General features: G+C 65.6%; 22 protein-coding genes. 11 read left to right on the plus strand and 11 right to left on the minus strand.

The annotated features are described in order from the left end of the window. The first annotated feature begins 7 nt into the window (after window positions 1-7). The 4 genes from OX459_RS08190 to OX459_RS08205 all read left to right on the plus strand — a co-directional run bounded on the left by OX459_RS08190 (window position 8) and on the right by OX459_RS08205 (window position 4,496). Window positions 8-2,335 carry an SUMF1/EgtB/PvdO family nonheme iron enzyme gene (locus OX459_RS08190; protein ID WP_289904526.1) on the plus strand — a complete coding sequence of 776 codons (2,328 nt, stop codon included), beginning with the start codon at window positions 8-10 and terminating at the stop codon, window positions 2,333-2,335. Between the two features lie 38 nt (window positions 2,336-2,373). After that, window positions 2,374-3,120: an SIMPL domain-containing protein gene (locus tag OX459_RS08195; RefSeq protein ID WP_289904527.1), complete on the plus strand. Its 747-nt coding sequence runs from the start codon at window positions 2,374-2,376 to the stop codon at window positions 3,118-3,120. Window positions 3,121-3,198: 78 nt separating this feature from the next. Continuing rightward, window positions 3,199-3,597, plus strand: coding sequence for an OsmC family protein (locus OX459_RS08200; RefSeq protein ID WP_289904530.1), 399 nt, complete (start codon window positions 3,199-3,201; stop codon window positions 3,595-3,597). After that, complete coding sequence (locus OX459_RS08205; RefSeq protein ID WP_289904531.1) at window positions 3,594-4,496, plus strand: pirin family protein; 903 nt, start codon at window positions 3,594-3,596, stop codon at window positions 4,494-4,496. The genes OX459_RS08200 and OX459_RS08205 overlap by 4 nt, the downstream gene beginning before the upstream one ends. Window positions 4,497-4,503: 7 nt before the next feature. Here OX459_RS08205 and OX459_RS08210 read toward each other — a convergent pair whose 3' ends face one another. The 5 genes from OX459_RS08210 to OX459_RS08230 all read right to left on the minus strand — a co-directional run bounded on the left by OX459_RS08210 (window position 4,504) and on the right by OX459_RS08230 (window position 11,362). Further along, on the minus strand, window positions 4,504-6,981 hold the full coding sequence (locus tag OX459_RS08210; protein WP_289904532.1) for a TonB-dependent receptor: 2,478 nt from the start codon (window positions 6,979-6,981) through the stop codon (window positions 4,504-4,506). Between the two features lie 115 nt (window positions 6,982-7,096). Further along, window positions 7,097-8,065 carry a FecR domain-containing protein gene (locus tag OX459_RS08215; protein ID WP_289904533.1) on the minus strand — a complete coding sequence of 323 codons (969 nt, stop codon included), beginning with the start codon at window positions 8,063-8,065 and terminating at the stop codon, window positions 7,097-7,099. Beyond that, window positions 8,065-8,583 carry a sigma-70 family RNA polymerase sigma factor gene (locus OX459_RS08220; RefSeq protein ID WP_289897401.1) on the minus strand — a complete coding sequence of 173 codons (519 nt, stop codon included), beginning with the start codon at window positions 8,581-8,583 and terminating at the stop codon, window positions 8,065-8,067. Before OX459_RS08220 ends, OX459_RS08215 begins: the two co-directional genes overlap by 1 nt. Window positions 8,584-8,688: 105 nt before the next feature. Then, window positions 8,689-9,291, minus strand: a complete 603-nt coding sequence (locus tag OX459_RS08225) for a metal-dependent hydrolase (protein WP_289904535.1) — start codon at window positions 9,289-9,291, stop codon at window positions 8,689-8,691. A 487-nt stretch (window positions 9,292-9,778) separates the two neighbouring features. Continuing rightward, window positions 9,779-11,362 (minus strand): FHA domain-containing protein, encoded by a 1,584-nt coding sequence (locus tag OX459_RS08230; protein ID WP_289904537.1) that lies wholly within the window; start codon window positions 11,360-11,362, stop codon window positions 9,779-9,781. Between the two features lie 346 nt (window positions 11,363-11,708). Here OX459_RS08230 and OX459_RS08235 point away from each other — a divergent pair, with 346 nt between their 5' ends. After that, on the plus strand, window positions 11,709-12,128 hold the full coding sequence (locus OX459_RS08235; RefSeq protein WP_099667419.1) for a DUF2177 family protein: 420 nt from the start codon (window positions 11,709-11,711) through the stop codon (window positions 12,126-12,128). Here OX459_RS08235 and OX459_RS08240 read toward each other — a convergent pair. The 3 genes from OX459_RS08240 to OX459_RS08250 form a co-directional block, all read right to left on the minus strand. Beyond that, window positions 12,109-13,059, minus strand: a complete 951-nt coding sequence (locus tag OX459_RS08240; RefSeq protein WP_289904539.1) for a protein phosphatase 2C domain-containing protein — start codon at window positions 13,057-13,059, stop codon at window positions 12,109-12,111. The genes OX459_RS08235 and OX459_RS08240 overlap by 20 nt on opposite strands. A gap of 149 nt (window positions 13,060-13,208) precedes the next feature. Continuing rightward, the gene (locus OX459_RS08245) at window positions 13,209-13,661 is read right to left on the minus strand and encodes a glycine zipper domain-containing protein (RefSeq protein ID WP_099667421.1); all 453 of its coding nucleotides are present in this window, start codon (window positions 13,659-13,661) and stop codon (window positions 13,209-13,211) included. Between the two features lie 120 nt (window positions 13,662-13,781). Then, window positions 13,782-14,312 carry a GNAT family protein gene (locus OX459_RS08250; protein WP_099378762.1) on the minus strand — a complete coding sequence of 177 codons (531 nt, stop codon included), beginning with the start codon at window positions 14,310-14,312 and terminating at the stop codon, window positions 13,782-13,784. Window positions 14,313-14,485: 173 nt separating this feature from the next. On the opposite strand from OX459_RS08250, the gene OX459_RS08255 reads away from it, so the two are divergent. Together OX459_RS08255 and OX459_RS08260 are read left to right on the plus strand one after the other, a co-directional pair. Then, entirely contained in the window at window positions 14,486-15,934 is a 1,449-nt protein-coding gene (locus tag OX459_RS08255; protein ID WP_289904540.1) for a M20/M25/M40 family metallo-hydrolase, read from the plus strand. Between the two features lie 56 nt (window positions 15,935-15,990). Continuing rightward, the gene (locus tag OX459_RS08260) at window positions 15,991-16,896 is read left to right on the plus strand and encodes a LysR family transcriptional regulator (RefSeq protein ID WP_289904542.1); all 906 of its coding nucleotides are present in this window, start codon (window positions 15,991-15,993) and stop codon (window positions 16,894-16,896) included. A 119-nt stretch (window positions 16,897-17,015) separates the two neighbouring features. Here the strand turns inward: OX459_RS08260 and OX459_RS08265 are convergent, their stop codons facing one another. The 3 genes from OX459_RS08265 to OX459_RS08275 all read right to left on the minus strand — a co-directional run bounded on the left by OX459_RS08265 (window position 17,016) and on the right by OX459_RS08275 (window position 21,446). After that, on the minus strand, window positions 17,016-18,461 hold the full coding sequence (locus OX459_RS08265) for an MFS transporter (protein ID WP_289904543.1): 1,446 nt from the start codon (window positions 18,459-18,461) through the stop codon (window positions 17,016-17,018). Window positions 18,462-18,622: 161 nt separating this feature from the next. Beyond that, complete coding sequence (locus OX459_RS08270; protein ID WP_289904544.1) at window positions 18,623-20,449, minus strand: virulence factor; 1,827 nt, start codon at window positions 20,447-20,449, stop codon at window positions 18,623-18,625. Between the two features lie 139 nt (window positions 20,450-20,588). Further along, window positions 20,589-21,446, minus strand: coding sequence for an MBL fold metallo-hydrolase (locus tag OX459_RS08275; protein ID WP_251348231.1), 858 nt, complete (start codon window positions 21,444-21,446; stop codon window positions 20,589-20,591). Window positions 21,447-21,623: 177 nt separating this feature from the next. On the opposite strand from OX459_RS08275, the gene OX459_RS08280 reads away from it, so the two are divergent. The 4 genes from OX459_RS08280 (at window position 21,624) to prpC (ending at window position 24,720) form a co-directional block, all read left to right on the plus strand. Then, the gene (locus tag OX459_RS08280; protein WP_099667425.1) at window positions 21,624-21,860 is read left to right on the plus strand and encodes a hypothetical protein; all 237 of its coding nucleotides are present in this window, start codon (window positions 21,624-21,626) and stop codon (window positions 21,858-21,860) included. A gap of 122 nt (window positions 21,861-21,982) precedes the next feature. After that, window positions 21,983-22,231, plus strand: a complete 249-nt coding sequence (locus OX459_RS08285) for a hypothetical protein (protein ID WP_034783948.1) — start codon at window positions 21,983-21,985, stop codon at window positions 22,229-22,231. Window positions 22,232-22,596: 365 nt separating this feature from the next. Continuing rightward, a complete protein-coding gene (gene prpB, locus OX459_RS08290; protein WP_034783951.1) occupies window positions 22,597-23,484 on the plus strand; it encodes a methylisocitrate lyase in 888 nt (295 codons plus the stop codon). Between the two features lie 81 nt (window positions 23,485-23,565). Beyond that, window positions 23,566-24,720 carry a 2-methylcitrate synthase gene (gene prpC / locus OX459_RS08295; protein ID WP_251348232.1) on the plus strand — a complete coding sequence of 385 codons (1,155 nt, stop codon included), beginning with the start codon at window positions 23,566-23,568 and terminating at the stop codon, window positions 24,718-24,720. The last annotated feature ends 19 nt before the right edge of the window (window positions 24,721-24,739 follow it).

Genomic DNA, 24,739 nt, shown 5'->3' on the forward strand with positions numbered 1-24,739 from the left:
ACCCCAGATGATGCAAAAAGCACGAGACAAACTGCGGGAACTGCGCGCCCTCCACGACGACGGGCTGCTCAGCGAGCAGGAATTTGAACGCCGCAAGAACGCCATCCTCGACGCCGAGTACGCGCCGCCCGGCGCCGCACCCGTGGCCGCGCCGCTGCCCGTGCGCCAGGGCACGGAGCTGGGCTTCATGACGGGCCAGGAAATCGGCCCGCAAAACCGCCGCTACCGGCTCGAACGCCTGATCGGCACGGGCGGCATGGGACAGGTGTGGCAAGCCACCGACCTGGCCACGCACGCGGAGCTGGGCAGCAGCGAAATGGTGGCGCTGAAGATCTTGCCGCCGCAGCTGACGCAAAGCGCCACGCACGCGAAACTGCTGATCGAGGAAGCGACCCAGGCGAGAAAACTCGCGCATGAAAACATCGTGCGCGTCTACGAGTGGGCGCAGGACCCGGCCACGGCCAGCTATTTCATCATCATGGAATGCCTCGATGGCGAAGACCTCGAACACTATCTGGGCCGCCAGGGCGCGCTGCCGCTGGCCACCGTGCAGCAGCTGCTGCACCCGGTGGCCGAAGCCCTGGCGTATGCGTGGGAGAAGCACAAGCTGGTGCACCGCGATATCAAGCCGGGCAATGTCTTCCTGACGGCGAAGGGCGATGTCAAATTGCTCGACTACGGCATCGCGTCGCGCGTACGCAATGCGGACAGCAGCCTGGCGCTGGAGATGCCGAATGCGGGCACGCACGGCTACCGGGCGCCCGAGGCCGGCGCCAACCAGCGCCAGCCCAGCCCGCGCCTGGACGTGTATGCCGTGGCCGTGATGATCTATCAGATGCTGGAAGGGCGCATGCCGTTCGACGACACGCGCAGCGCCAGCCACCTGCCGTCCGCGCCGCAGGCGCTCAACGCGCAACAGTGGCAAGTGCTGCAGAACGGTTTTTCGCTGACGGCGGAATTGCGGCCGCTATCCGTGCAAGCCTTGCTCGAAGGGCTGGAGCGGGCAGCCGGGCCGTCGCCCGAAGAACTGGCGGAACAGGCGCGTCAGCAACAGGCGCGCCTGGCAGAGCAACAGCAGCAGGCGGCGCTGGCGGCGGAACAGGCCCGCGAAGCGGCGCTCAAGGAGGCGCGTGCGCGCCAGGAAGAGCTGGACCAGCGCCGCAAGGCGGAAATCCAGGCGGCAGCGCTGGAAAAGCAGCGGCAGGACAAGCTGCGCCGCGAGCAGGAGGCGCAGCGCCATTTCGAAGCGGAAGAGGCGCGCAAGCTGCGCAAGGAAGCGCTGCGCGGCCAGCTGCGCGCGCGCCGCGAAGCCGATGCCGCCACGGCTTTGCAGGAACACCAGGAATTGCAGCGCAAGGCCATCGTCGCCAAGGCGGAGGCGGCGTATCGGGCCGAGCAGGAACGCGCGCGCCGCGAAGAGGCCAGCCGCGCCGCGACTGCCGCCGTCCCTTCGCCGGCATCCGCGCCGGCGCCGGAACTGGAACCGGAACACGCGGAACCTGTGGCCAATGCCGAAGGCATCTTGCGCGATGATTGGCTCGATGGCTCGGGACAGGGGCCGGAACTGGTGCTCATTCCCAGCGGCCGCTTCCAGATGGGGGCGCACGAGACGGAGCACAAGGCGGCCATCCAGGCCGGTTCGCAGCAGTCATGGCTGGACCGAGAAACGCCGCAGCACTGGGTCGGCATCGAGCGCCCGTTCGCGCTGGCCCGGCACCCCGTCAGCGTGGGCGAGTGGCGCGCCTTCGTCAAGGCGACCGGATGGGCGGGCGGGTCGGAAACGGACTGGGATAATCCCGGCTTCGTGCAGAACGACCAGCATCCGGTGGTCGGCGTGAGCTGGAATGACGCGCAGCTGTACCTGGCGTGGCTGTGCGAGCGCACGGGCCGGCAGTACCGCCTGCCCAGCGAGGCGGAATGGGAATACGCGTGCCGCGCCGGTACGCGCACGGCGTTCAACGTGGGCGACACCATCAGCACCGAGCAAGCCAATTACGACGGCTTGTACGTGTACAACGGCGGCCCGCGCGGCGTGTACCGGGGCGGCACCACACCGTTGGGCACGTTCGCGCCGAATTCCTGGGGCCTGTTCGACATGCACGGCAATGTGTGGGAATGGGTGCAGGACGTGGTGCACGACAATTACGAGGGCGCGCCCGTCGACGGCAGCGCGTGGGAAGAGGGCAGCGACAGCAGCCGGCGTATCCTGCGCGGCGGCTCCTGGCTGTACCACCCGCGCTATTTGCGCTCGGCCCTGCGCAACGGCTTTTCCACCGTGCTGTCGAACGACATCGTGGGCTTCCGGGTGGCGCGCACGCTGGACCAGGCCGGGTAGGCGGGGATTGTCATATTGCTCATCTTGACGGATACTTCATGCACCTTAACCGTGCCGGAGTGTCCGTGTTCAAACGCCGCCTGCTGTCCATCGTGTTCGCCTGTCTGCCCATCGCCGCCCTGGCCGGCGATTTGCCCTCCTATCCCTTCATTCATGCTACGGGCACGGCGTACAGCTTCGTCATGCCGGACCTGGGCGAGATCGACTTCGACGTCAGCGTCTTCGACCCGGCGCCGGACGTGGCCACCGCGCTGGTCCAGACGCGCATCGCGGAAATCAGGGCGCTGCTGGTGGAGCAGGGCTTGCCCGAGGCGGCCGCCGGCATCGAGGTACGCGACGTGCGCAAGGAAATCCGCAAAGGCGCGGAGCAGGACCCGGCCAATCCGCAATACCTGATCAAGGCGAGCGTGCATGTCAACGTGGCGGATTTGTCGAAATGGCCCGCCGTCATGCGTCCGCTGCTGGCCATGCCCAACCTCGATGCGTTTGCCGTCACCTTCGGCGCCACGGAGCGCATCCGCCTGGAAGAGGAACTGGTGGGCGAAGCCGTCAAGGATGCGCAGCGCAAGGCCGATGCCATGGCGCGCGGCTTCGGCAAGCGCGCGGGCGCCGTGGCCGGCATCTCGTCTGACCAGCTGAAAAACCTGGGCAATGCCGTTGGCCTGGTGCCGTCCGACCGCTACAACCGCGCGAATAGCCGCCAGCGGCAAAATCCCGACGACATGCTGATGGTTACCAGCCTCAAAATGGCGCAGACGGTCGACGCCCTGTTCCGTATCAAATGACCAGGTAGCAGGGGCGCAGGCTGCGCAAAGCGGGCAAACGGTGTAAATTGTGGCTTTCCAAACGCACCAAGGAACGCCATGACCATCAAAGCCATCCGCGACCAGTCGCAACCCATGCGCCACATCGTGCACGTGCGCGACCACATCATTTCCGCCGACGCTTCGGTGGCGGAAGGGGGCGGCGATGCCGGCCCGTCGCCGCACGACCTGTACGACGCGGCCCTGTCGGCCTGCAAGGCGCTTACCGTCGTCTGGTACGCCAAACACAAGGGCATCCCGCTGGAACACGTGGAAGTGAGCACGGAGCGCGATGCCAGCGAAGAGCGCAAGGGCGTGTACCGCCTGGCCGCCACCCTGCACCTGACGGGCGAGCTGACGGATGCGCAGCGCGAGGAATTGCTGACCGCGGCCGGCAAATGCCCGTTGCATAAATTGATGACGGCGGTGACCACCGAAGTGACGACGGTGCTGGCATGAGCGCGGCCATCCTGAAAAGCCACGAAAAAGACCTGGGCGGCGGCTTTGTCGTGCGGCGCTTGCTGCCGTCCGCCGTGAAACAGGCTGTCGGCCCCTTCATTTTCTTTGACCATTTCGGCCCCATCGACGTGGCGCCCGACGCCAACCACGACGTGCGCCCCCACCCGCATATCGGCCTGGCCACCGTCACCTATCTGTTCGAGGGCGCGATCAACCACCGCGACAGCATCGGTTCGTACCAGCGCATCGAACCGGGCGCCATCAACTGGATGACGGCCGGGCGCGGCATCGTGCATTCGGAACGCACGCCGCACGACCTGGCGGGCCAGCCGCACCGCACGCACGGCTTGCAGCTGTGGGCTGCGCTGCCGAAGGCGCACGAGGAAGATGAACCGAGTTTCACGCACACGCCGCAGGCCGACATTCCCGTCGTGCCGCTCGATGGCGCCGTGGTGAAGGTCTTGATCGGCACGGCGTTTGGCCGGACCTCGCCCGTGCGCACCTACATGCAGACGCTGTACCTGGACGTGGCGCTGGAGGCAGGCAAGGAGCTGCGCCTGGACGGCTTGCCGGCGGAAGCGGCGATTTACCCGATCAGCGGGGAAGTGCTGCTCGATGGCGTGGCGCTGGTGCCGCACACCATGGCCTTGCTGGAAGCGGGCGCCGTGCGAGCGGGCGCCGTGCCGGTCGTGACGGCAGGCGGCGGCCCGGTGCAGTTCGTCGTCATCGGCGGCGAGCCGCTGGACGGCCACCGCTTCCTGTTCTGGAACTTCGTCTCGTCGAGCAAGGAGCGCTTGTCGCAGGCGGCCGACGACTGGAGCGCCCAGCGCATGGGACAGGTGCCGGGCGAGACGGAATTCATCCCGTTGCCGAAGGCGCCCCTGCGCCCGGCGACCTGAGTCCCCCTTAGAAACGCGCGCGCAAGGTCAGTTGCGCCTTGCGCGGCTCGCCGTAGAAATTGCCCCACGCAGGTGCGCTCACCGTCTGGTAGTAGCGCTTGTCGAGCAAGTTCGTCACGGACAGCGACGCCGTCCAGTTGCGGTCGATCTGGTACGCGGCGCGCGCGCTCCACAAGGCGTACGCGCCTTGCGCCACCTTCACGTCGCGCGTGGTGCGCGAGCTCTCCGTCTGGAAGTTCACGCCGCCGCCCACGCTCCACTTCTGCAGGGCGCCGGACAGGCGGTAGTCGCTCCACGCGCGCAGCATGTGGCGCGGCGAGTAGGTGCTGGCGAACATCACGCCCGCACTCGACGTCTGCTCCAGGTACTTGAAGTTGTTCAGCGTGTAGCCGGCGAACAGTTGCCAGCCCGGCGCCACTTCGCCGCTGATTTCCGCATCGACGCCTTCGCTGCGCACCTTGCCCGCCGAGAAATAGCACTCCGTGCCGGACGAGCAGGTATTCACCAGGTCGAGTTCCGCGCGGTTGCGCTGCTCGATGCGGAACAGCGCCAGCGAGGTATTCACCTTGCCGTCGAACAGTTCACCTTTCACGCCCACTTCCAGGTTGCGGCCTTTCAGCGGGTCGAGCAGGGCGCCGTCGGCCGTGCGCTGGTTTTGCGGCTGGAAGATGTCGGAGACGCTGGCATAGCCTGACCAGCGCTTGTCGAACGCGTAAATGACGCCGCCATATGGTGTGACGACGCCGTTTTCGCGATACGGGTCGATATACACCTCGCCCGTGTCGCGGTACACGCTGCTCGATTTGTAGTTCGACACGCGCGCCCCCGCCACCACGGTGAGCGGGTCGCTGACGCTGAAGCGGGCCACGCCATACGCCCCCGTCTGCGTCATGCTCGTCAGGCTGTGGGCGCCGCCATACTTTTCCTTGCGTATCCAGGCATCGCTCGGTTCCGCCACGGCGTGATTGGGTTGCAGCGCGCTATTGGGCAGCTTCATCATGGCCAGGCTGTAATCGCTGTCGCTTTCCAGCCGGTTCGTGCTGATGCCGGCGCTGAAGCCGTGGCGGCGGCCGAAGGCGTTGAATTTGCCGTCGAGCGACAGGTCGACACCCTTGTTGGTGGTGCCATAGTCGAACACGCCGGTATACATCATCATGCCGGCCAGGGTGGCGGGATGGAGCGCGCCCAGGTTGAACATGTATTTCACGTCATGCTGCTCGCGCGTGTAGTTGGCGCTGGCCTTGAGCGACCAGTCGGCATCGAAGCGGTGTTCGAATTCGGCGAAGGCGGCCGTCTGGCGGCTGTCCCAGCGGTTCCAGTTCGCGCCCAGGTAGGTCGAGCGGGGCAGCTTCGGGTCGCTGCCATCGAGGTAGCGGGGCATGCCGGAGAAAAACGGCGTCGACTTCAGCTTTTCGTAGCTGGCGCCCGTCGTCAGCTTGCTGCCCGGCGCCAGGTCGAATTCCAGCACGCCGTACAGCACGTCCGTGCGGCTGTCGGCCACGTCATAAAAATAATCGCGCTGGTCATGCGCGGCCACGGCGCGGCCGCGGATGCTGCCCGACTCGTTCAAGGGGCCGGTGACGTCGACTTCGCCGCGCACGTCGTTCCAGCGTCCCGCGCCGAGCGCCAGCTGCACCTGCTTTTCCGCCAGCGGGCGCTTGCGCACCATGTTGATGGCGGCGCCCGGCGAGCCCGTGCCCTGCAGCAGTCCCGTGGCGCCGCGCACGATTTCCACCCGGTCCAGCATGGCCGTATTGCTGGTAAAGCTGTTCGCCTGGGGGTAAAACATGGCGCGGTTGACGCCGTCGAACTGGTACGTTTCGACCATGAAGCCGCGCGAATACACATAGCGCCCGCCCATGGGGCTGTCGTACATGGTGATGCCGGTGGTATTGGCCAGCACCGCGTCGATGGTGTTCAGGTTCTGGTCGTCCATCTTTTGCCGCGTGACGACGCTGACGGATTGCGGAATCTCGCGCAGGGTTTGCACGCCCTTGCCGACGGTGACGGCGCGCGCCGCATACGAGTTGCTGTGTTCACTGACGGGGTCGCGCTCCATGCTGGCGCTGACCGTCACGGGCGCCATGGTCTTTTCCGCGCCGCTCGCCGAGGCGGAAGGCACGGCCGCCAGGCGCAGCACATAGGCGCCGTTCGGCAGCTGCACGGCTTCCATGCCGCTGCCGGCCAGCACCTGGGCGAACCCCTGCGTGACGTTGAAGCTGCCGCGGACGCCGGGCGAGCGCAGTCCCCGCGTCTGCGCGGGATCCGTCGACAGGCTGACGCCTGCGGCGACGGCGAAGTCGTTCAGGGCAGTGGCCAGCGGGCCGGCCGGCACGGCGTAGGCTTGCGGCGCCGTGGTGGCGGCCTGGCCTTGCGCCAGGGCGGGCGCGGCGATGAAGGCGGCGGGGGCGGCGCAAGCCATGGCGAGGACGGCCAGGCGGATGGCGCGCGCGGCGGGATGGAGGACAGGGGTGGTCAGCTGCATGCTCGGTCTTTCTGCTCAGAGGGATAAGAAAATGGCCAATGAATCGGCTTCTTACTTGTCAAGCCGAAGCAGCGCATCGAAACACCAACCCCAAACGCAAAAAAACTGAAAATAATTATGCCGGCCGGGCCGATACCGTGGCCCAGTAGCGCGTGAAGTACGTCACTTGCAGCCCGTGCGAGGCGCACAGGCTTTCCAGCACGGCGTCGATATCGTCGAGGCGGTAGGTGCCCGTGACGGGGCGCCGCGCCACGGCGGCATCGCAGGCGAGACGCCCGCGCCGGTAGCGCGCCAGCTCCGCCACCAGCTGTTGCAGCGGCCAGTCGGCGGCCACCAGCATGCCGCGCAGCCAGCTGTCCTGGTGCGCGGGCGTGCTCAATACCTCATCCGCGCCGGTGGCGCCGAAGCGCAGCTGCTGCCCCGCTTCCAGGCGGCGCACGGCGTCCGGGCGCGCCGCGCAGCGCACTTCCACGGCGTGCTCGAAGACGCTGACGGTGCTGCCATCGTCGTCGCAGCGTATGCCGAAGCGCGTGCCCAGCGCGCGGATCACGCCGTGCGGCGTATCGACGAGGAAGGGGCGCGGGTCGGGCGCCGTCGTGATCATGATTTCGCCACGGTGCAGGCGGATGCGGCGGTGCGTGGCGCTGTAAGCGACATCCAGGGCGCTGGCCGTATTCATCTCCAGGCGCCCGCCATCAGCCAGCGTCACGTGGCGGCGCTGGCCCGGCGCCGTGCGCAGGGACGCCGTCAGGGCTTGCCATGGGCCGGATTGCAAGCCCGCCTGGCCCAACGCGATGCCGCCGCCGGCCGCCACCAGCAGGGCGAGTATCTTGGCGGCCGCGCGCCGGCGCTGCTGCGCCGCCTGCAGCGCCGGCATCGCCAGCGCTGCCGGTATCGCGCCCAGCTGGCCGTCCATACGCCGCAGCAGATCCCAGGCCCGTTCATGCTCGGCGCTGGCGTCGCGCCACGCCTGCAGGGCGGCCGGGTCGGCGCTGCCGCACTGGAGTTCCACATGCCAGTGGGCGGCGGCGGCCAGCACCTTGCGGGCGATGGGGGCTGAATGCGGGGAAGAAGGGGAAAACATCAGGCGGCCGCCAGCATCAGGCATTCCGTGTAGGCGCGCACCAGGTGTTTTTTCACGGTCGGCAGCGAGATGCCGAGGCGCCGGCTGATGTCCACGTAGCTGAGTTCTTCGATTTGCGCCAGCAGGAAGATGGTCCGCGTGCGCGCTCCCAGGCCGTCGAGCAGGCGGTCGACGGCGAGCAGGGTTTCGATGATGATGGCATGCGTTTCGGCGCACATCGATGCTGGCTCGGCTTGCTGCGCCAGCGCTTCCAGGTAGGCCTGCTCCAGCGCCTGGCGGCGGTAGCGGTCGATCAGCAAGCCGCGCGCGATCGTCGCCAGGTAGCCGCGCGGTTCGCGCAGGGGCGCCAGCGGTGCCACCTCGCGCTTGCCCAGCAGGCGCAAAAAGGTGTCCTGCGCCAGGTCGGCCGCTTCGGCGCGGTTGCCCAGCTTGCCGCGCAGCCAGCCATACAGCCAGCCGTGGTGCTCGCTGTACAGGGTGCTCAGGTGGTTGGCATGGACGGGACTGACGGTGCTCACTGCGTTCTCCAGACAAGGGAAGGGCTGGGCTGACGGAACGCGGGGTGCCGGCTGGCTGGGCTGTTTGAGAATGATACTCATTATCACATTGCCACGCCGCCGGCGTCAATTGGCGTCGCCGCCCAGACGCCAGCGCAGCTGCCATTGTTGCAGATTTGCCCAGGCCGTCTGCAGTGCCCCAGCGGACCAGTGCAGCAGGCCCTCAAGCGCCAGCACGGTGCGGCGCAGATGGATGCCGTCAAAAAACACGTGGTCGGCCACGACGGTGGCGGCCAGCCAGGCGGCGATGATGACGATGATGTCGTGGCGGCCGCTTTTCCACCAGCGCAGCGAGTGGCGGCGGAAGATCCACGGCACGCCCAGCGGATTGGGCCAGTCGGCCAGCAAATGCATGATGCCGCCGGCCGCAAAGCCGAACAGGGGCGGCGCCCACAGGTGGTGCGGCAATTGCATCCACGTGTAGACGAGCAGGGCGATCCACGCCAAGCCCCAGTGCGTCCACGTGCGGTGCGTGATCCACAGCCGGTGCGTGCGCGCCCACCAGGCCACTTCCAGCCAGTCCGGCGCCGTACCGCCCAGCGCGCCCATGACAAAGGCGAGCATGCTCAGCACTTGATAGGGGCCGCCGGCGCCAGCGTGCGCGACCAGGGCTGCGGCGATCACGCCGGCAGCCCAACCGGTTGCGTGATGCGCTTTGTTGGAAGCCATAGGAAATGTAAAACGCCGTGCGGGCGCTGTGCGAAGTTCAGGAAAATATTAACTGGATGAATATACAGTATGCAGGGGCAGGAAGGGGTGCTATTTGCAGAATATCGGCGATTGAATTGTTAAATTGTGTGTCGGAATAGCCTGGCCAGCGAACTCGGCAACTCATGCCGGCCGGTCAAGTGTGTTGTGCGGCTGATAATGTAATCGGCGCCGGGCGCGCTATGCTGAAAGCAGTGCTGCGTTTTTGAAGAGGTTTCGCCATGAAAATCCCACGCGAATTACAGATTCCCGCCATCGTATTCACGCTGGAAGCGGTGTTTATACTGGGCCTGTCGATGATTTTTCTCGTGCTGGTGCCACGCTAGCGTCCGAAAAAAGGCCATAGCTGCGTTGCACTGCCTTGCCGTACATTCGTACTGTCTTCGGCAGCGCGCCTTGCTCTGACCATTTTTCAGACGCTAGCGGTCAGGTGGCGGGAGGCGTTGTATCAGGCAGTTTGCATGGTGCTATCGCACAGGGCCGCGCCTTCGGTGCGGATGATCCAGCATTCCGGATACGGTTCGCTGGCGAAGCGGTTGTGCCGCGCGAAGCCGCTGAGCTTGTCGAGCGCGGTGGCGGGCGCCAGCGCGGTTTCCTTGCCGCTGGCCGTGTCCAGGTGCCAGAAACCGCCATTGCGGTGGAATAGCACGGGCAGGCAGCTGGCTTGCGGCGTGGCAAGGTGGCTGGCCGGCGCAGGCTGGGCTTCCGGCAGCAGCAGGTAAAAACACTCGGCACGGGCGCCGTGGTCGATGCGGTGCAGGATCACGCCGTGCGCGAGCAGGGCCGTGACGCTGAGTACGACGATGCCCTTGATGCTGGCAGATAATTCGATGCGCATGCCCAGGCGCAGGGCCACGGGCTTGTGCTTGCCGGGCCACACGCCATCGAGCAGCACGCCGTAGCGCGACACATCCTCGATTTCAAAGCCTTGCTGGCCGCGCCGGATGATGGCGTGGCGGCCCGACAGGCGGCGCGTCAAGCCATTGTTGTCCTGGCCGTCGGGGCTGAAATGGCTAAGCAGCACATCGGCTTCCGGGTCCACCAGCTCAAAACGCCCCAGCATGCATTCTTCCAGCGCGAACAGGCGGATCTGGCGCTGTTCGCCCGCTTCCGGCGCCGCATTGACGAGGCAGGCGGCCTGGCTCGGGTGCGGATGGCAGTGGCTGGCGGCGGGCAGATCGACTTCGATCAATTCCTCGTCCCAGGCGATGGTGGTAAAACCCATGTCGATCTTGCCCTGCGGCGCAGACAGATCCACGTGGGCGATGCCGGCATTGCGCGCCGTCACGTCGAGGTTGCAGCCGTCGCCGCCCGTCACGCGGGCGATCGAGGCGTCGTCGGCCATCACGCGCACGTTTTTATGCGTGCTGAGGAAGATCTGGTGGATTTCCGTCAGGGTGGCGTCGCGGCGCGGCACGAGGATGACAAAGGTGCACACCCATTTCTGCGCCACGGCGCCATCGACGTGGCTGTGCACTTCGACTTCGATCTGGTATTGCCCGTGTTCCTTGTTGCGTGAGGAAAACTCGACAAACACGGGACGCCAGTCGCCGCGCGTGGCGCGCACGAAATCATGCTGCACCTGGCCGCGGGGGATCAGGTCCGAGCGCAGGCGCAAGGTCAGCTGCGGCGCGCAGGCGGCGCTCATGCCGCGCAATTCCATCTTCAGGGTTTGCCGTCCGCCTGCTGCGCGGGGATCGAAGCCGCTGATGTGCAGGTGGGCTTGCACGGGCTGGTAGGCGGCGTGGGCGGCAGCGGTGGCAGCAGGCGTGGAAGCCGGCATCGCCGCGGAAATGCGGGTGGGCAGCGCTGGCGCGACTGCGCCCGTCAGCGGTGCGGTAACAGCGTCAGCAGCAGGGGCGTGCGGAAGCGCCGTTGCCGATGGCTCGGAACGGGCGCTGCGCAGTGCGGTCAACAGGTCGTAGCTGCTGGGGGCGGTCGTCGCTTGCGGGTGGTTGCCCGCGCAGACTGTTTCCCCAGGCAAGACCCAGAACGTACAGTGCGGGTGCTCCGGGTTGCTGCATTTTTTCATGACATTCTGACTCGAATCGAGCGGGGACATTTTGCCCTCTGTTATACATGAGAGCTTACGCGCTTTTGCGCTTGCTTGGCAACTTTCACGGCAGCGGAATGCGCTCTTTTTGTCCAAATTCATGTCCCTGGTCACACCTCGCAATATATCTCATGGAAACTATTGCTCAAAAACACATTTTATGTCTTTCTGGATATGTTATTTTGATATTGTATGAAACAGGTTTTCCAGCCATGCGCGTGGACGCCGGTCGCGCATGGTGATGCCTGCGGCAAGATCTGGAAGGCGTTTTGTATTATGCTGGCACAGCCGTTCCCCCGATGCCGCCTGACTTCGAAAGACGACCATGCCTGCCCAACGTCCGCTCCAGCTTGCCATTGCCTATGGCGCCACCCTGTGCGTATTCCTGGCCATCGATGCCCTGTGGCTGGCAGTGCTGATGAAGCCGGTGTACGCTGCGGCGCTGGGGCCGCTGCTGGCGGAGTCTCCCCGCTGGGCGCCGGCGACGCTGTTTTATCTGCTGTACGTGGCGGGATTGCTGGTTTTCGCCATTTTGCCGGGCTTGCGTGCGCGCCGCGGGCGCACGGCGGCAGTGCTGGGCGCGCTGCTGGGCCTGCTGGCCTACGGCACCTATGATTTGAGCAACTATGCGACCTTGCGCGACTGGCCGCTGGCCTTGACGGCGATCGACATGGCCTGGGGCGCCGTGCTGTCGTCCGTGTCGGCGACGGCCGGCTACCTGGCAGCTAGCCGGCTGGGGCGGTGAATTCCGCATCGAAGCGCAGCGCCAGCACGGTAATGTTGTCGCTATGCAAGCCTTTGGGAGGATGCGAGAGGAAATCGTCGAACAGGGCGCTGACGGCTTGTGCCGCAGTCTTGCCGGCGCACAAGGCGGGCCAGCGGGCCGTAAGGGCCAACGGGTCCTCGCAGGCCCAGAAGCCGTCGCTGGCCAGCAGATAGTGGGCGCCGGGGCGCACGCGCAGCACGCGGCGGTCGCCCAGGTGCGCGAGGAAGGGCGGCAAGATGGCCGCATCGAGGCCGCGCAAAGGCTTGTCGAGCTGCAAGCTGTCGCCGATGGCGTTGCCTAAAATGAATGCCTGCGAGATTTGCGGGTGGTGTTCGCCGTGCACGGCGGCCCGCCAGCGCGCCTCGTCGAGCGCGCCGCGCATGGCGTACACGGTGGCCGGCACGTGGTCCACGGTGAGGATGCTGGCAGCCCCGTCGGCAATTTCGTACAGGCGCGAATCGCCCACGTGATACAGCAGCGGCGCTTCGCCGGGCGGCACTTCCAGCAGGGTCAGGGTGGTGCCGGGCGGACGCGCCTGGGCTGGCGCGGCCTGGGCGAAACTGTCCTGCAGCCGCGTGTGCAGCGCGTCGAGCCTGGCGGCCAGGCTGGCCGTGTCAAGATAGGCGGGCATGGCCAGCAAGCCTTGCACGGCCGCTTCCGCCGCTTCGCGTCCGTGGCCGTGGCCGCCCATGCCGTCGAGCACGGCTGCGCGCACGTGGCCGCGCGGCCAGCCCGGCACCTGGCAGTGGAACGGCGCCTGCCGCGACAGGCAGACGGCGTGGCCGCTGGCATCGATCAGCAGGAAGTTGTCCTGGTTTTCGCGGCGCGGCAGGGGGCCGGCGCCCACGCTGGTGCCGGCGGCGGCGTCGAGCCAGGGGCCGAAGTCGAGCTCGTCTTTGATTAAATGCATCGGTTGGTGCGGTCCAGGCGGCCAGCAATGTTGATCATAGGACACAGCTTAGCCGATATTGTGCAGGGGCGATACCTTGCCTTTCACGCAAAAAAACCTGCGTCAGCAGGCTGGCGCAGGTTTTTCATGGGGCAAGTGCAGGGCGCTGCTTAACGGCGATGGCCCCAGCCACGGCCATGGTCATGGTAGTCTCCGCGGTCATAGTAGTCGCGGCGGCCATGGTCGCGGTAGTAGCCGCGGCCCGGTTGCACGTAGACGACAGCCGGCGGGCCGTAGTAGCGCGGTGGCGGTGCGTAATACACGGGCTGCGGGGCAGGGGCGTAGTACACGGGCTGCGGCGCCGGCGCATAATAGGTTTCGCGGTAGCCGCCGCGATAGCCGCCACGGTCGTAATAACGGTCGTTCGTGCTGATGCTGTTGCCGACGGCCGCGCCCAGCACGCCACCGACGATCGCGCCATTGCGGCCGCCGGTGCTGTTGCCAATGGCCGCTCCGACAACGGCGCCTGCAACGGTATTGAAGTCGCGGTCACCGGCGACTGCGGCCGAAGACACAGCCACTGCCGCTACCATTACCGCACCCAGGAGTTTCTTGTTCAACATGGCATTTCCTTCCATTCCGGCGAGATCACAATGATCTGCATGGACTGGACTATATCTGCTGTCGCAACCGTGTTCCATGTCTAATACAACTTATTACAATCCTGCCCCGGCCGTAACAAGTCAGCGCAGGCGCGCCTGCCATTCGGGACGCAGCAGGCTGTACATTTTGACATCGCGCATCACGCCATTGATAAAGAAGGCCTGGCGCAGCAAGCCTTCCTGGGTAAAGCCGTTCTTTTGCGCGATGCGCTCGGAACCGATGTTCAGCGGGTCCATCAGCAGCTCCAGCCGGTGATACGGATAGGCGTTGAACAGGTAGTCGACCAGCAGGCGCGTCGCTTCGCTGATGTAGCCGCGTCCATCCCGCTGCCGGTCGAACAGGCGGTAGCCGATCTCGCGCGAGGCTGGCGTGCGGCTCTTGAAGTGCGTGATCGTGCCGATGATGTGCTGGGCGTGGTCTTCGATGAGGAACAATTCGCTGTCCTCGGTCACGAAGCCCGATTGCAGGAAGTCGCGCCGCATGGCCTCGGGCGACTTGAATTGCATCGAGAAAAATTCGCCGCGCGAGGGCAGGTCGTTGACGAGGGAAATATAGGTATTCAGGTCGGCGGCCTGCAAATGCCGGACGGTACAGAGTGTTCCCTTGAGCATGGCGGTTTCCGGTAGCGATCACGATTCTGATGGTAATCGACTCTGGGGGGCGAGGCAATCGATCCCGTAAAAGTTGCTGCAATGACAGAATAAATACGCTATCGTAGAAAAAGTCGCGCCTTGCCCATGGCCACGGCGTACCCGCTTCGACCTCGTTGACTGGATTTGAACACATGCATAGCATCCTGACTGGCGCGCCACTGCGCCGTTCCGCCGTATCCCTTGCCCTTGGCTGCATCGTCAGCGCCGGCGCCTTTGCCGCCGCGCCGGGCAATGCGCCGCAAGCGCTGGCGCAGGTGCGCGACACCGCGCTGCAAAGCGACTGGGCGTACGCCCGCCTGGCCGACATGACGGATCTGATCGGCCCGCGCCTGTCCGGGTCCGCCGGCGCGGCGGCCGCCGTGCAGCAGGTGGCCGACACCATGCGCCGGCTGGGCGCCACCGTCACCTTGCAGCCCGTGAAAGTGCCGCACTGGGTGCGCGGCGTGGAAACGGCGGAAATCGTCGATTACGCGGGGCGTCCTCAGGGCGTGTCGCAGCGCGTGGTGCTCACCGCCCTGGGCGGCTCCGGCGCCACGCCGGCCGCCGGCCTGACGGCGCCCGTGATCATCGTCAGGAGCCTGGATGAACTCAAGGCGCGCGCGTCGGAAGTGAAGGGCGCCATCGTGCTGATCGACACGCCGTTCGACCAGGAGATGGCCGAGCGCGGTCTGGCCGGCGTCACCTATGGCCAGGGTTCGCGCGCGCGCTTCCTCGGGCCGAAGGCGGCGGCCGATCTGGGCGCGGCCGCCGCGCTGGTGCGCTCGGTGGGCGGTGCCGACTTCCGCATCCCGCACGCGGGCGCCACGGGCCTGGACGAGAATAAACGCATTCCCGCCGCCGCCGTCACCGTGGAAGACGCCTTGCTGATGGGCCGCCTGGCCGCGCGCGGCCCCTTGAAACTGCACCTGACGCTGACGCCGCAAAACCTGCCGGAAGCGGACAGCTACAACGTCATCGCCGACTGGCCGGGCACGGACAAGGCCGACGAAGTGGTGGTGGTCTCGGGCCACCTCGATTCCTGGGACCTGGCGACGGGCGCGCACGACGACGGCGCCGGCGTGGTAGCAGCCATGGGCGTGGTGGAAACCCTGAAAAAGCTCGACTACCGTCCGCGCCGCACCATCCGCGTGATCGCCTGGATGAACGAGGAAAACGGCGGGCGCGGCGGCCAGGCCTATTTCGAGGCCCACAAGCAGGCGCTCGGCAAGCAGTACGCAGCCATCGAGATGGATAGCGGCGCCGGCCGCCCGTTCGGCATCCTCGCCAGCGTGGGGCCGAAGTCGGAAAAACTGTTCGCGCCCCTGCGCGCGGCCCTGCTGCCGATGGGCGCGCACGCCTTCACGCGCCGCGATGCGCTGGGCACGGGCGACTTGCACCGCCTGGAAACGGGCGGCGTACCGAGTTTCGAGCCGCTGGTGGACAGCCACAGTTACTTCCACTACCACCACACGGCGGCCGACACGCTGGACAAGGTCGACCCGGAAAACCTGAAGCGCAACGTGGCGCTGATGTCGTCGCTGGCCTGGTTCCTGGCCAATATCGACGGCGAGATCGGCCGCGCGCCGGAGCAGGGCGAGTAAGCGCCAGTGCTGGCGCCGGCAACTTGGCGCCAGCAATGCATGCCAAGGTAAACACCATGTCGCTACCCGATCTGAATCTGTTGATCACCCTCGATGTCCTGCTGGCCGAAGGCAGCGTCACGCGCGCGGCGCGGCGCTTGCGTTTGAGTCCATCGGCCATGAGCCGCGCCCTGGCGCGCCTGCGCGAGACGACGGGCGATCCGCTGCTGGTGCGCGCCGGCCGTGAACTGGTGCCCACGCCGCGTGCGCTGGAGCTGCGCGCAAGAGTCGCTCCCCTGCTGGGCGAAGTGCTGGCCGTGCTGGGGCCGGCGCAGCAGCTGGATCCGCGCCAGCTGGCGCAAACGTTTACGCTGCGTTCGAGCGACGGTTTCGTGGAAAACTTCGGCCCGGCGCTGCTCGCGCATATCGGCGCGCAAGCGCCAGGCGTGCGTCTGCGTTTCGTGCAAAAGCTCGACCGCGAAAGCGTGCAGTTGCGCGAGGGCAGCATCGACCTGGAAACGGGCGTGATCGGCAGCCTCACCAGCCCGGAAGTGCGCACGCGCAGGCTGTTCGGCGACCGTTTCGTGGGCGTGGTGCGCAGCGGCCATCCGCTGGCGCAGGGCGACATCAGCGCCGAGCGCTATGCGGCCGGCCGGCACGTGCTGGTGGCGCGGCGCGACCAGGAGGCGGGGCCGATGGACGACGCGCTGGCCGCGCTGGGATTGCAGCGCACGATCGCCAGCATCGTCGGCGGCTTTACGGCGGCGCTGGCGCTGGCCGCCGGCTCCGACCTGATCGCCACCGTGCCGGAGCGGCATACGGGCAATCTGCGCGCCGGCATGTTCAGCTTTGCGCTGCCGCTGCGCATGCCCGACCTGACCGTGTCGCTGATGTGGCATCCGCGCATGGATGCCGACCCTGCCCACCGCTGGCTGCGCGGCTGCGTGGTCGACGCTTGCGCGGCCCGGATCAACGCCGGCTGACGCCGCCGGCGCGCCAGCTCAGGGCCAGCAGCAGCCGGACAGGGTGGCGCCGCAGGCCAGGGCCAGCAGCAGCGGTAGTCGTAGCGAAACCGGCAGGAGTGCGATTGCACGGGTGCGTATCATGCGGGGTCTCCAGTTTTGCTCAGGGTGCGGCCAAGCACGAAAATGACCAGCGCGGCGAGTATCAGCGCGCTGGCCACGCCAAAGGTGGCGTGCATGCCGCCGATCATGGCGGCTGGCCGGGCGCTGGCGATATCGCCGGCACCGGCAGCGAAGATGGCGCCCATCACGGAGGCGCCCGTGACGAGGCCCAGATTGCGCGACAAATTGAGCATGCCGGAAATGACGCCGCGCTGCTCGGCAACGATATCGCCCATGACGGCCGTATTGTTGGCTGCCTGGAACAGCGCATAGCTGGCCGTGAGCAGCATGATCGGCGCGACGTAGCCGGGAATGCCCAGGCTGGCGGGCAGGAGGGCCAGCGCCAGGCAGGCGGCGGCCGCGCCGCACAGGCCCGCGCCGCCCATGCGCTGCGCGCCGTAGCGGTCCACCAGCCAGCCGGACGGCACGCCGGAGAACGCCGCCACCAGCGGCCCCGCCGCCAGCACCATGCCGGTAACGGCCGTGCCAAGGCCCAGGCCGCGCGCCAGGTAGAAGGGGCCGACTACCAGGGTGGACATCATCACCGTCGCCACCAGCATGCTGGTCGCCAGGCCGGCGCTGAGCATGGGCGCGCGCAGCACGGCCAGGCGTATCAGCGGCGCCGGCGCCTTCAGCTCGACCCGGACGAACAGGATGGCGCCGACGCAGGCGGCCAGCAGCAGCGCCGCGTTGCGCACGCCGAAATGGCCGCGGCCCAGGGTCATGGCCAGCGCATAGGCGGCCAGGGTCAGCGCCAGCAGCACGGTGCCGCGGTGGTCGAACACGGGCCGTCTGGCGTGCGCGTCGCGCTGGTCCGCCGGCAGGTAGCGCCAGGCCAGCAGCAGCGCCAGGCCGGCCAGCGGCACGTTGACGAGGAAAATGGCTTGCCAGCCGAAGCGCGCGATCAGCAGGCCGCCCAGCGCGGGGCCCAGCGTGGTGCCGACGGCGGACATGGTGCCGAGCAGGCCCATGGCGCCGCCCGTCCTGGCCTTGGGGACGGTGCTGCCGACCATGGCCATGGTCAGCGCCATCATGATGGACGCGCCCAGGCCTTGCAGGGCGCGCGCGGCAACCAGCAGCCACAAGGTGGGCGCCAGCGCGCACAGGATGGAAGCTAGGGCAAACAGCGCGATGCCGGCCAGCAGCAGGCGGCGCCGGCCGACCATGTCGCCGAGGCGCCCCACGCTGACGATCAGGGCGGTGATGGCCAGCAGATAGGCGAGCACGATCCATTGCACATCCTGGAACGGTGCCTGCAGGGCCCTGGCCATGTCGGGCAGGCCGACGTTGGCGATGCTGGTGCCCAGCGCGGGCAGCAGCATCGCCAGGGACAGGCTGGCAAGCGCGCCGCGCACGGGCATCGTGGCGTTGCCGGCCTGGGACGCCTGCTGGCTGGGTGGAGCGGGTTTTGACGGTGCATGCATGGCGTGGCTGATCCTCGAATGGGGTCATTACATGGTATCGAGGGATATGGCATGGCGGAAGGCGCATCATTTACATTATGTTGTTGCGTTTGACGCCATGTATGCGGCGCGGCCGGGCCGCCGGGAAGGTCGCTGCCCGCCGGCGGCCAGTACTTCGGACCTTATTTCGAGTAACCCTGCAAATTGTCCGCCGTGTCATGCCGGATGCCCCACCACGGCAAATACGCATTGTTTTCGCCGCGCGCGCGGAACCACGGCTTGTCGTGGGCGATGGGCCGCACCGTGGCTGGCGGCAAGACCAGCACACCCGTGACGCCGTCAGGATCGCTGGTGCCCGCCACCAGCACGGGCTTGCCGACGTGGTTCGCATGGGCGATACCCAGGGCGACATTGGTCAGTGCCGTACCGGCGCCCATTTCGCCCAGCAGGGCCGGCGTATTGAAGGTCTGCGGCAGGAAGTCGAATCCCGGTACTTCCTGGGTCAGCGCTTGCGCCAGCTGGCCCAGACGGTCGGATGACGAGGGCAGGGTCTTGCTGGCGTCGTGGATGACGTAGCCGATGTCTTCTTCCGTCTTGCCGCCATGGCGCGACGCTTCGGCAAACACGGCCTGCCATGCTTGCACGGCGCGCGGCGGCTTGTCCTTGCCCGCTTCAAAATCGGCCACCTTGCGCGTGGCCGGATAAGCTATCCACGCCAGCGCCGCGCGCTCCGTCTTGTAATCGGGGCCGGCCAGCACCAGCAGCACCAGGTTTTCATTGATCTGCATGGTCTTCGGCCGGCTCGGCGCATCCCAGTTCATCACCCACACGGTTTCCTTCGGATGCGCTTCCAGGTAGGCCAGCGCGGCTTTCAGTGAGGTAAAACCCGCGTTGTTGCCGCCCAGGGTGATGCGCACGTCGGGCGGGGTGGCGCGGGTCCAGAGGGTGGGGAAGTGGGGGTTGCCGATGCTGAAGGTGTCGATAATGCGGTCGCGTGTAGTGTTTTTTGCCTCTTCTGGGTCCAAATTGCCCGCAGGCAGGGCATATTCGACGCGGATGCCTGCCAGTTCGCGCCAGTTCTGTTTTTGATCTTTCGGATAGACTCGATAAAAGTAGGTGGGGCTGGAGTAGTAAATGTCATGAAATAGGCTGGTTAATTTCCGCACATATTTATAGTGATAGCCCTTGAACGTTTCCGTGCCATCGATATCGTGGGCAATGGGGGCGACTGCCTGCAAGGTGCTGAAACCCCTGGGATCCGTCCTGACCATATCGTCATTCTTGTTGGGTTTGGCCAGGCCGAGCGTCCAGAGCAGCTGCCACTCGGTGGGATAGTCGAGCCGCTGCAGCGGATTAAGCCACTGCAGGCCCACGACTTGTGCCCGGAAGGGAACGTGAGCCGTGGTTGTTGGGAGGCTTTCTTCTTTCGGCGCAGGTTGCGTGGCGCAGGCCGTCAATAGCGCAAACATGGAGAAGGCGGCCAGCATGGGCAGCGCGAGGAACTGTTTCATGAAGTCTCCAGGTGAATGGACATGCTGGTGACCGGCATAGCCCGACCAGATGGACCAACATGCCAGGAAAATGACGAAGAGAAATGTGGCGAGGGCCCAGGCCAGTCGCTGGCGCGGCGTGGCAATGAACTTATGCACCGTCAGTCCTCGGCGCAAAGTTGGTGGATGCAGGGAGGTGGTGGCGTTGCGCTTGGGATTGAGGAAACCGTCATCCGTCAATTCGCGTGCGTAGGTGGCGGCCTGCATCTGTCCGGCCGCCGGGACCGGGATCGCCAGATCCTCGTCGCGGCGTTTCAGGCGCGCATTCAGGCCGGCGCACAGGCCTTGTTCGGCCTGCTCATACCATTCGCCGTCGGAATTGACGCCATGCACGAAGATGACGATGCCGGGACGGGGCAGGCGCGTGACGGCCTGGAGCAGCGCATGGCTGAACAAGGTCGTGCCTTCGGCTTCGGCGAGCAGGATGCAATTGCCAGCTAGCGTAGGGTCGGGCGACATGCGGGCGCTCCGTCAACGTTAAAGATGAAAAGCGGCGCCCAAGCGAACTCAGGCAATCTGCACTGTATGCGGATTGCCTGAGGTGGGACTTGCGTGGTGTCAAGAAAGGAAGCGCGGCGGGCGGGGAATGCCGGGGGAATCAGATCGCGTTCAGCGGTATTTTGAGGTAGCGCACGCCATTGTCTTCCGGCTCGGGCAGCTTGCCCGCGTTGATGTTGACCTGGATGGCGGGCAAGATCAATGTCGGCATGTCCAGGGTGGCGTCGCGGCTCGTGCGCATGGCCACGAATTGTTCTTCCGTGATGCCGTCGCGCAAGTGGATGTTGCCGGCGCGCTGTTCGGCCACCGTCACTTCCCAGCGCGCCTCGCGGCCGTTGGGCGGGTAGTCGTGGCACATGAACAGCCGGGTCTGCGGCGGCAGCGACAGCAGGCGCTGCGCGGAGCGATACAGCAGCGCAGCGGAGCCGCCGGGAAAGTCGCAGCGGGCCGAGCCCACGTCCGGCATGAACAGGGTGTCGCCGACAAACACGGCGTCGCCGATCTGGTATGCCAGGTCGGCCGGCGTGTGGCCGGGCACGTGCAGCGCGCGCACTTCCAATGCGCCGATATGGAATACCTGGTCGGGCGCGAACAGCTGGTCGAACTGCGAGCCGTCGGCCTTGGCCGCACCCTGGTGATAGACGGCGGCGAACGCCTGCTGCACCGTCTGGATGGCGGCGCCGATGGCCACGTCGCCGCCCAGCTGCTGCTGCAGGTAGGGCGCGGCGGACAGGTGATCCGCATGCGCATGGGTTTCCAGCAGCCAGCGGCACTGCAAGCCGTGTTCGCGCACGAAGGCGATCACCTTGTCGGCCGAGGCGGTGGAGGTGCGGCCCGCCTTGGGATCGTAGTCGAGCACGGAATCGATGATGGCGCAGTCCCGCCCGTCGGCCTCATACACGATATAGGTGACGGTGGCGGTGGCGGGGTCGAAGAAAGCTTGGATTTGTGGAGTCATCACGGCGGCAAGGGACGGACAGGGAATGGCATTATATCGCCAGAGTTCGCTAAAAAAATGCTGTAAATTCACATTTAACATGCGAAAAACAGATAAGGGGGCAGGCATGCGGCCGTCACAGCCGTGCGCACCCCGGCGCTTGCAGCATGGTAACCTCATTCTTCCAAGGAGGAATTCATGAACGATATCACTGCACGCAGCGAACAGTACCGCGGTTTTACGATTTCCGTGACCCCGCAAAAGGATAACGACGATTTATGGGATTTTACCTACCGCCTGCAGCGCGAAGGCGAGCCGGAAGCGCAGGCGATCACGCGCAGCCGCACCCTGGGCGGTTACGCGGCCCCCGAAACGGCTTGCACGGCGGGCCTGCAAGTGGCCAGGACGGAAGTCGATAATCTGCTGCGCCCTTGAGCCAGCGTAAATCGTTTAGCCCGAAAGTGAGCCTGACTACGGCTGGCGCGTGAAACACGTCGCTGCCAGCCGCGCTTCATGCTACGATTTCCACTATTGAGTCAGTCACGAAGGAGGCACCCATGGATAGCAGTTCTAAAATTCACTATAAAGGCTGGGAAATCGTTCCCTTGGCCGTGCCCACCACCGACGGCAAATGGTCGGCCAGTTGCGACATCGAGCGCGCCACGGCCGAAGGCCTGGAAGTATTCGAAGGCTCGACCATGCAATTCGTGCGCGACGACGAGGAGGGCGCCATTGCCGCCGCCTGCGAAGAAGCCGTGCGCCAGATCGACAACATCATCGCCAACCCGCTGGTGCGGCTGGCCTAGTTCTCTACTCTTTCAGTCATCGTGTTCCCGCAGCCGGCATCCGCCGGCTGTTTTTTTTGCGCGCTACCGGCGGCGCGTGTGCCTGCCCCCATCTTTTCATCCAGCGCTGTTGCATGTTTCAATATCATGTTTCAAAATGAAATTATGAAACAATAATGAAACATCGCACGGGACAAACGTGACATCGTTGTTCCCTGGCGTGACAGCCCCGGAGCAGCGCTGGCTGGCCCCTTGTCCCCTGTTTTCACTCTGCCGTCACGTGTTGTTCGCCGCGCCGCGCCGGCCTGGCACGGCATTTGCAATACTGATGCTCATAGCCACTCCGTGAAACATTCGGGACCATCCGAAACCCATAAGGTGAACACATGACTCAATACTCCGCAGGTGCCGCATTCCGCAAGGCCGTTCAGGAAGAATCCCCGTTGCAAGTCGTCGGCGCCATCAACGCCAACCACGCTTTGCTGGCCAAGCGCGCCGGCTATAAAGCCATCTATCTGTCCGGCGGCGGCGTCGCGGCAGGCTCGCTGGGCTTGCCCGACCTGGGTATTTCCAGCCTGGACGACGTGCTGACCGACATCCGCCGCATCACCGACGTGTGCGACCTGCCGCTGCTGGTCGACGCCGACACGGGCTTCGGTTCCTCCGCCTTCAACGTGGCGCGCACGGTGAAATCGATGATCAAGTTCGGCGCGGCCGGCCTGCACATCGAAGACCAGGTGGGCGCCAAGCGCTGCGGCCACCGTCCCGGCAAGGAAATCGTGAGCAAGGAAGAAATGGTCGACCGCATCAAGGCGGCCGTCGATGCGCGTACGGACCCGAACTTCGTCATCATGGCGCGCACCGATGCGCTGGCCGTCGATGGCCTGGAAGCGGCGCTGGAACGCGCCGTCGCCTGCGTCGAAGCGGGCGCCGACATGATCTTCCCGGAAGCCATCACGGACCTGGACATGTACGCCACGTTCGCCAAGGCCGTCAACGTGCCGATTTTGGCCAACATCACGGAATTCGGTTCCACGCCGCTGTTCACCTTGGACGAATTGCGCAGCGCCCATGTGGGCCTGGCCCTGTATCCGCTGTCGGCCTTCCGCGCCATGAACAAGGCGGCGGAAAACGTCTACCAGGCGCTGCGCCGCGACGGCACGCAAAAGAACGTCGTCGACACCATGCAGACGCGCATGGAGCTGTATGAATCGATCAATTATCACGATTTCGAGCAAAAGCTCGATGCGCTGTTTGCCGCGCAAAAGAAATAAGTAAAGAAAAGTAAAGAAGCAGGGGCCGCACGCCGGCCCCGCAGTGATGCAACCGAGACTAGTCAATTTTTGGAGAAATCAATGAACGCACCGCAAGCCGCCACTTTCAAGCCTAAAAAATCCGTTGCCCTGTCCGGCGTCACCGCCGGCAACACGGCGCTGTGCTCGGTCGGCAAGACCGGCAACGATTTGCACTACCGCGGCTATGACATCCTGGACGTGGCCGACAGCTGCGAGTTCGAGGAAATCGCCTACCTGCTGGTGCACGGCAAGCTGCCGACAGCCGCTGAACTGAAAGGCTACAAGGCCAAGTTGAAATCCCTGCGCGGCTTGCCGTCGGCAGTGAAACTGGCGCTGGAAGCGCTGCCGGCCGCCGCCCACCCGATGGACGTGATGCGCACGGGCGTGTCCGTGCTGGGCTGCACCCTGCCGGAAAAGGACGACCATAACGCGCCGGGCGCGCGCGACATCGCCGACCGCCTGATGGCGTCGTTCGGCTCCATGCTGCTGTACTGGTACCACTACAGCCATAACGGCAAGCGCATCGAAGTGGAAACGGACGACGACTCGATCGGCGGCCACTTCCTGCACCTGCTGCATGGCGAAAAGCCGTCGGCGTCGTGGGAAAAAGCCATGCACACGTCGCTGATCCTGTACGCGGAACACGAATTCAACGCCTCGACCTTCACCAGCCGCGTCATCGCCGGCACGGGTTCGGACATCCATTCCGCCATCACGGGCGCCATCGGCGCGCTGCGCGGCCCGAAACACGGCGGCGCGAACGAAGTGGCGCTGGATATCCAGAAACGCTACGACAACGCCGATGAAGCGGAAGCGGACATCCGCGAGCGCGTGGCCAACAAGGAAGTGGTGATCGGCTTCGGTCACCCCGTCTACACGATTTCCGATCCGCGCAATAAAGTCATCAAGGAAGTGGCCCGTTCGCTGTCGCAGGAAGCCGGTTCCACGAAAATGTTCGACATCGCCGAGCGCCTGGAGACGGTCATGTGGGAAATCAAGAACATGTTCCCGAACCTGGACTGGTTCTCGGCCGTGTCGTACCACATGATGGGCGTGCCGACGGCGATGTTTACACCGCTGTTCGTCATCTCGCGTACCTCGGGCTGGGCCGCCCACATCATCGAGCAGCGCATCGACAACAAGATCATCCGCCCGAGCGCCAACTACGTGGGTCCGGAAGACCTGGAATTCGTCCCGATCAAGGACCGCAAATAATGAGCACCGCAATGAGTAC

The sequence above is a fragment of the Janthinobacterium sp. SUN026 genome, assembly GCF_030397625.1.
GTDB lineage: Bacteria > Pseudomonadota > Gammaproteobacteria > Burkholderiales > Burkholderiaceae_D > Janthinobacterium > Janthinobacterium kumbetense.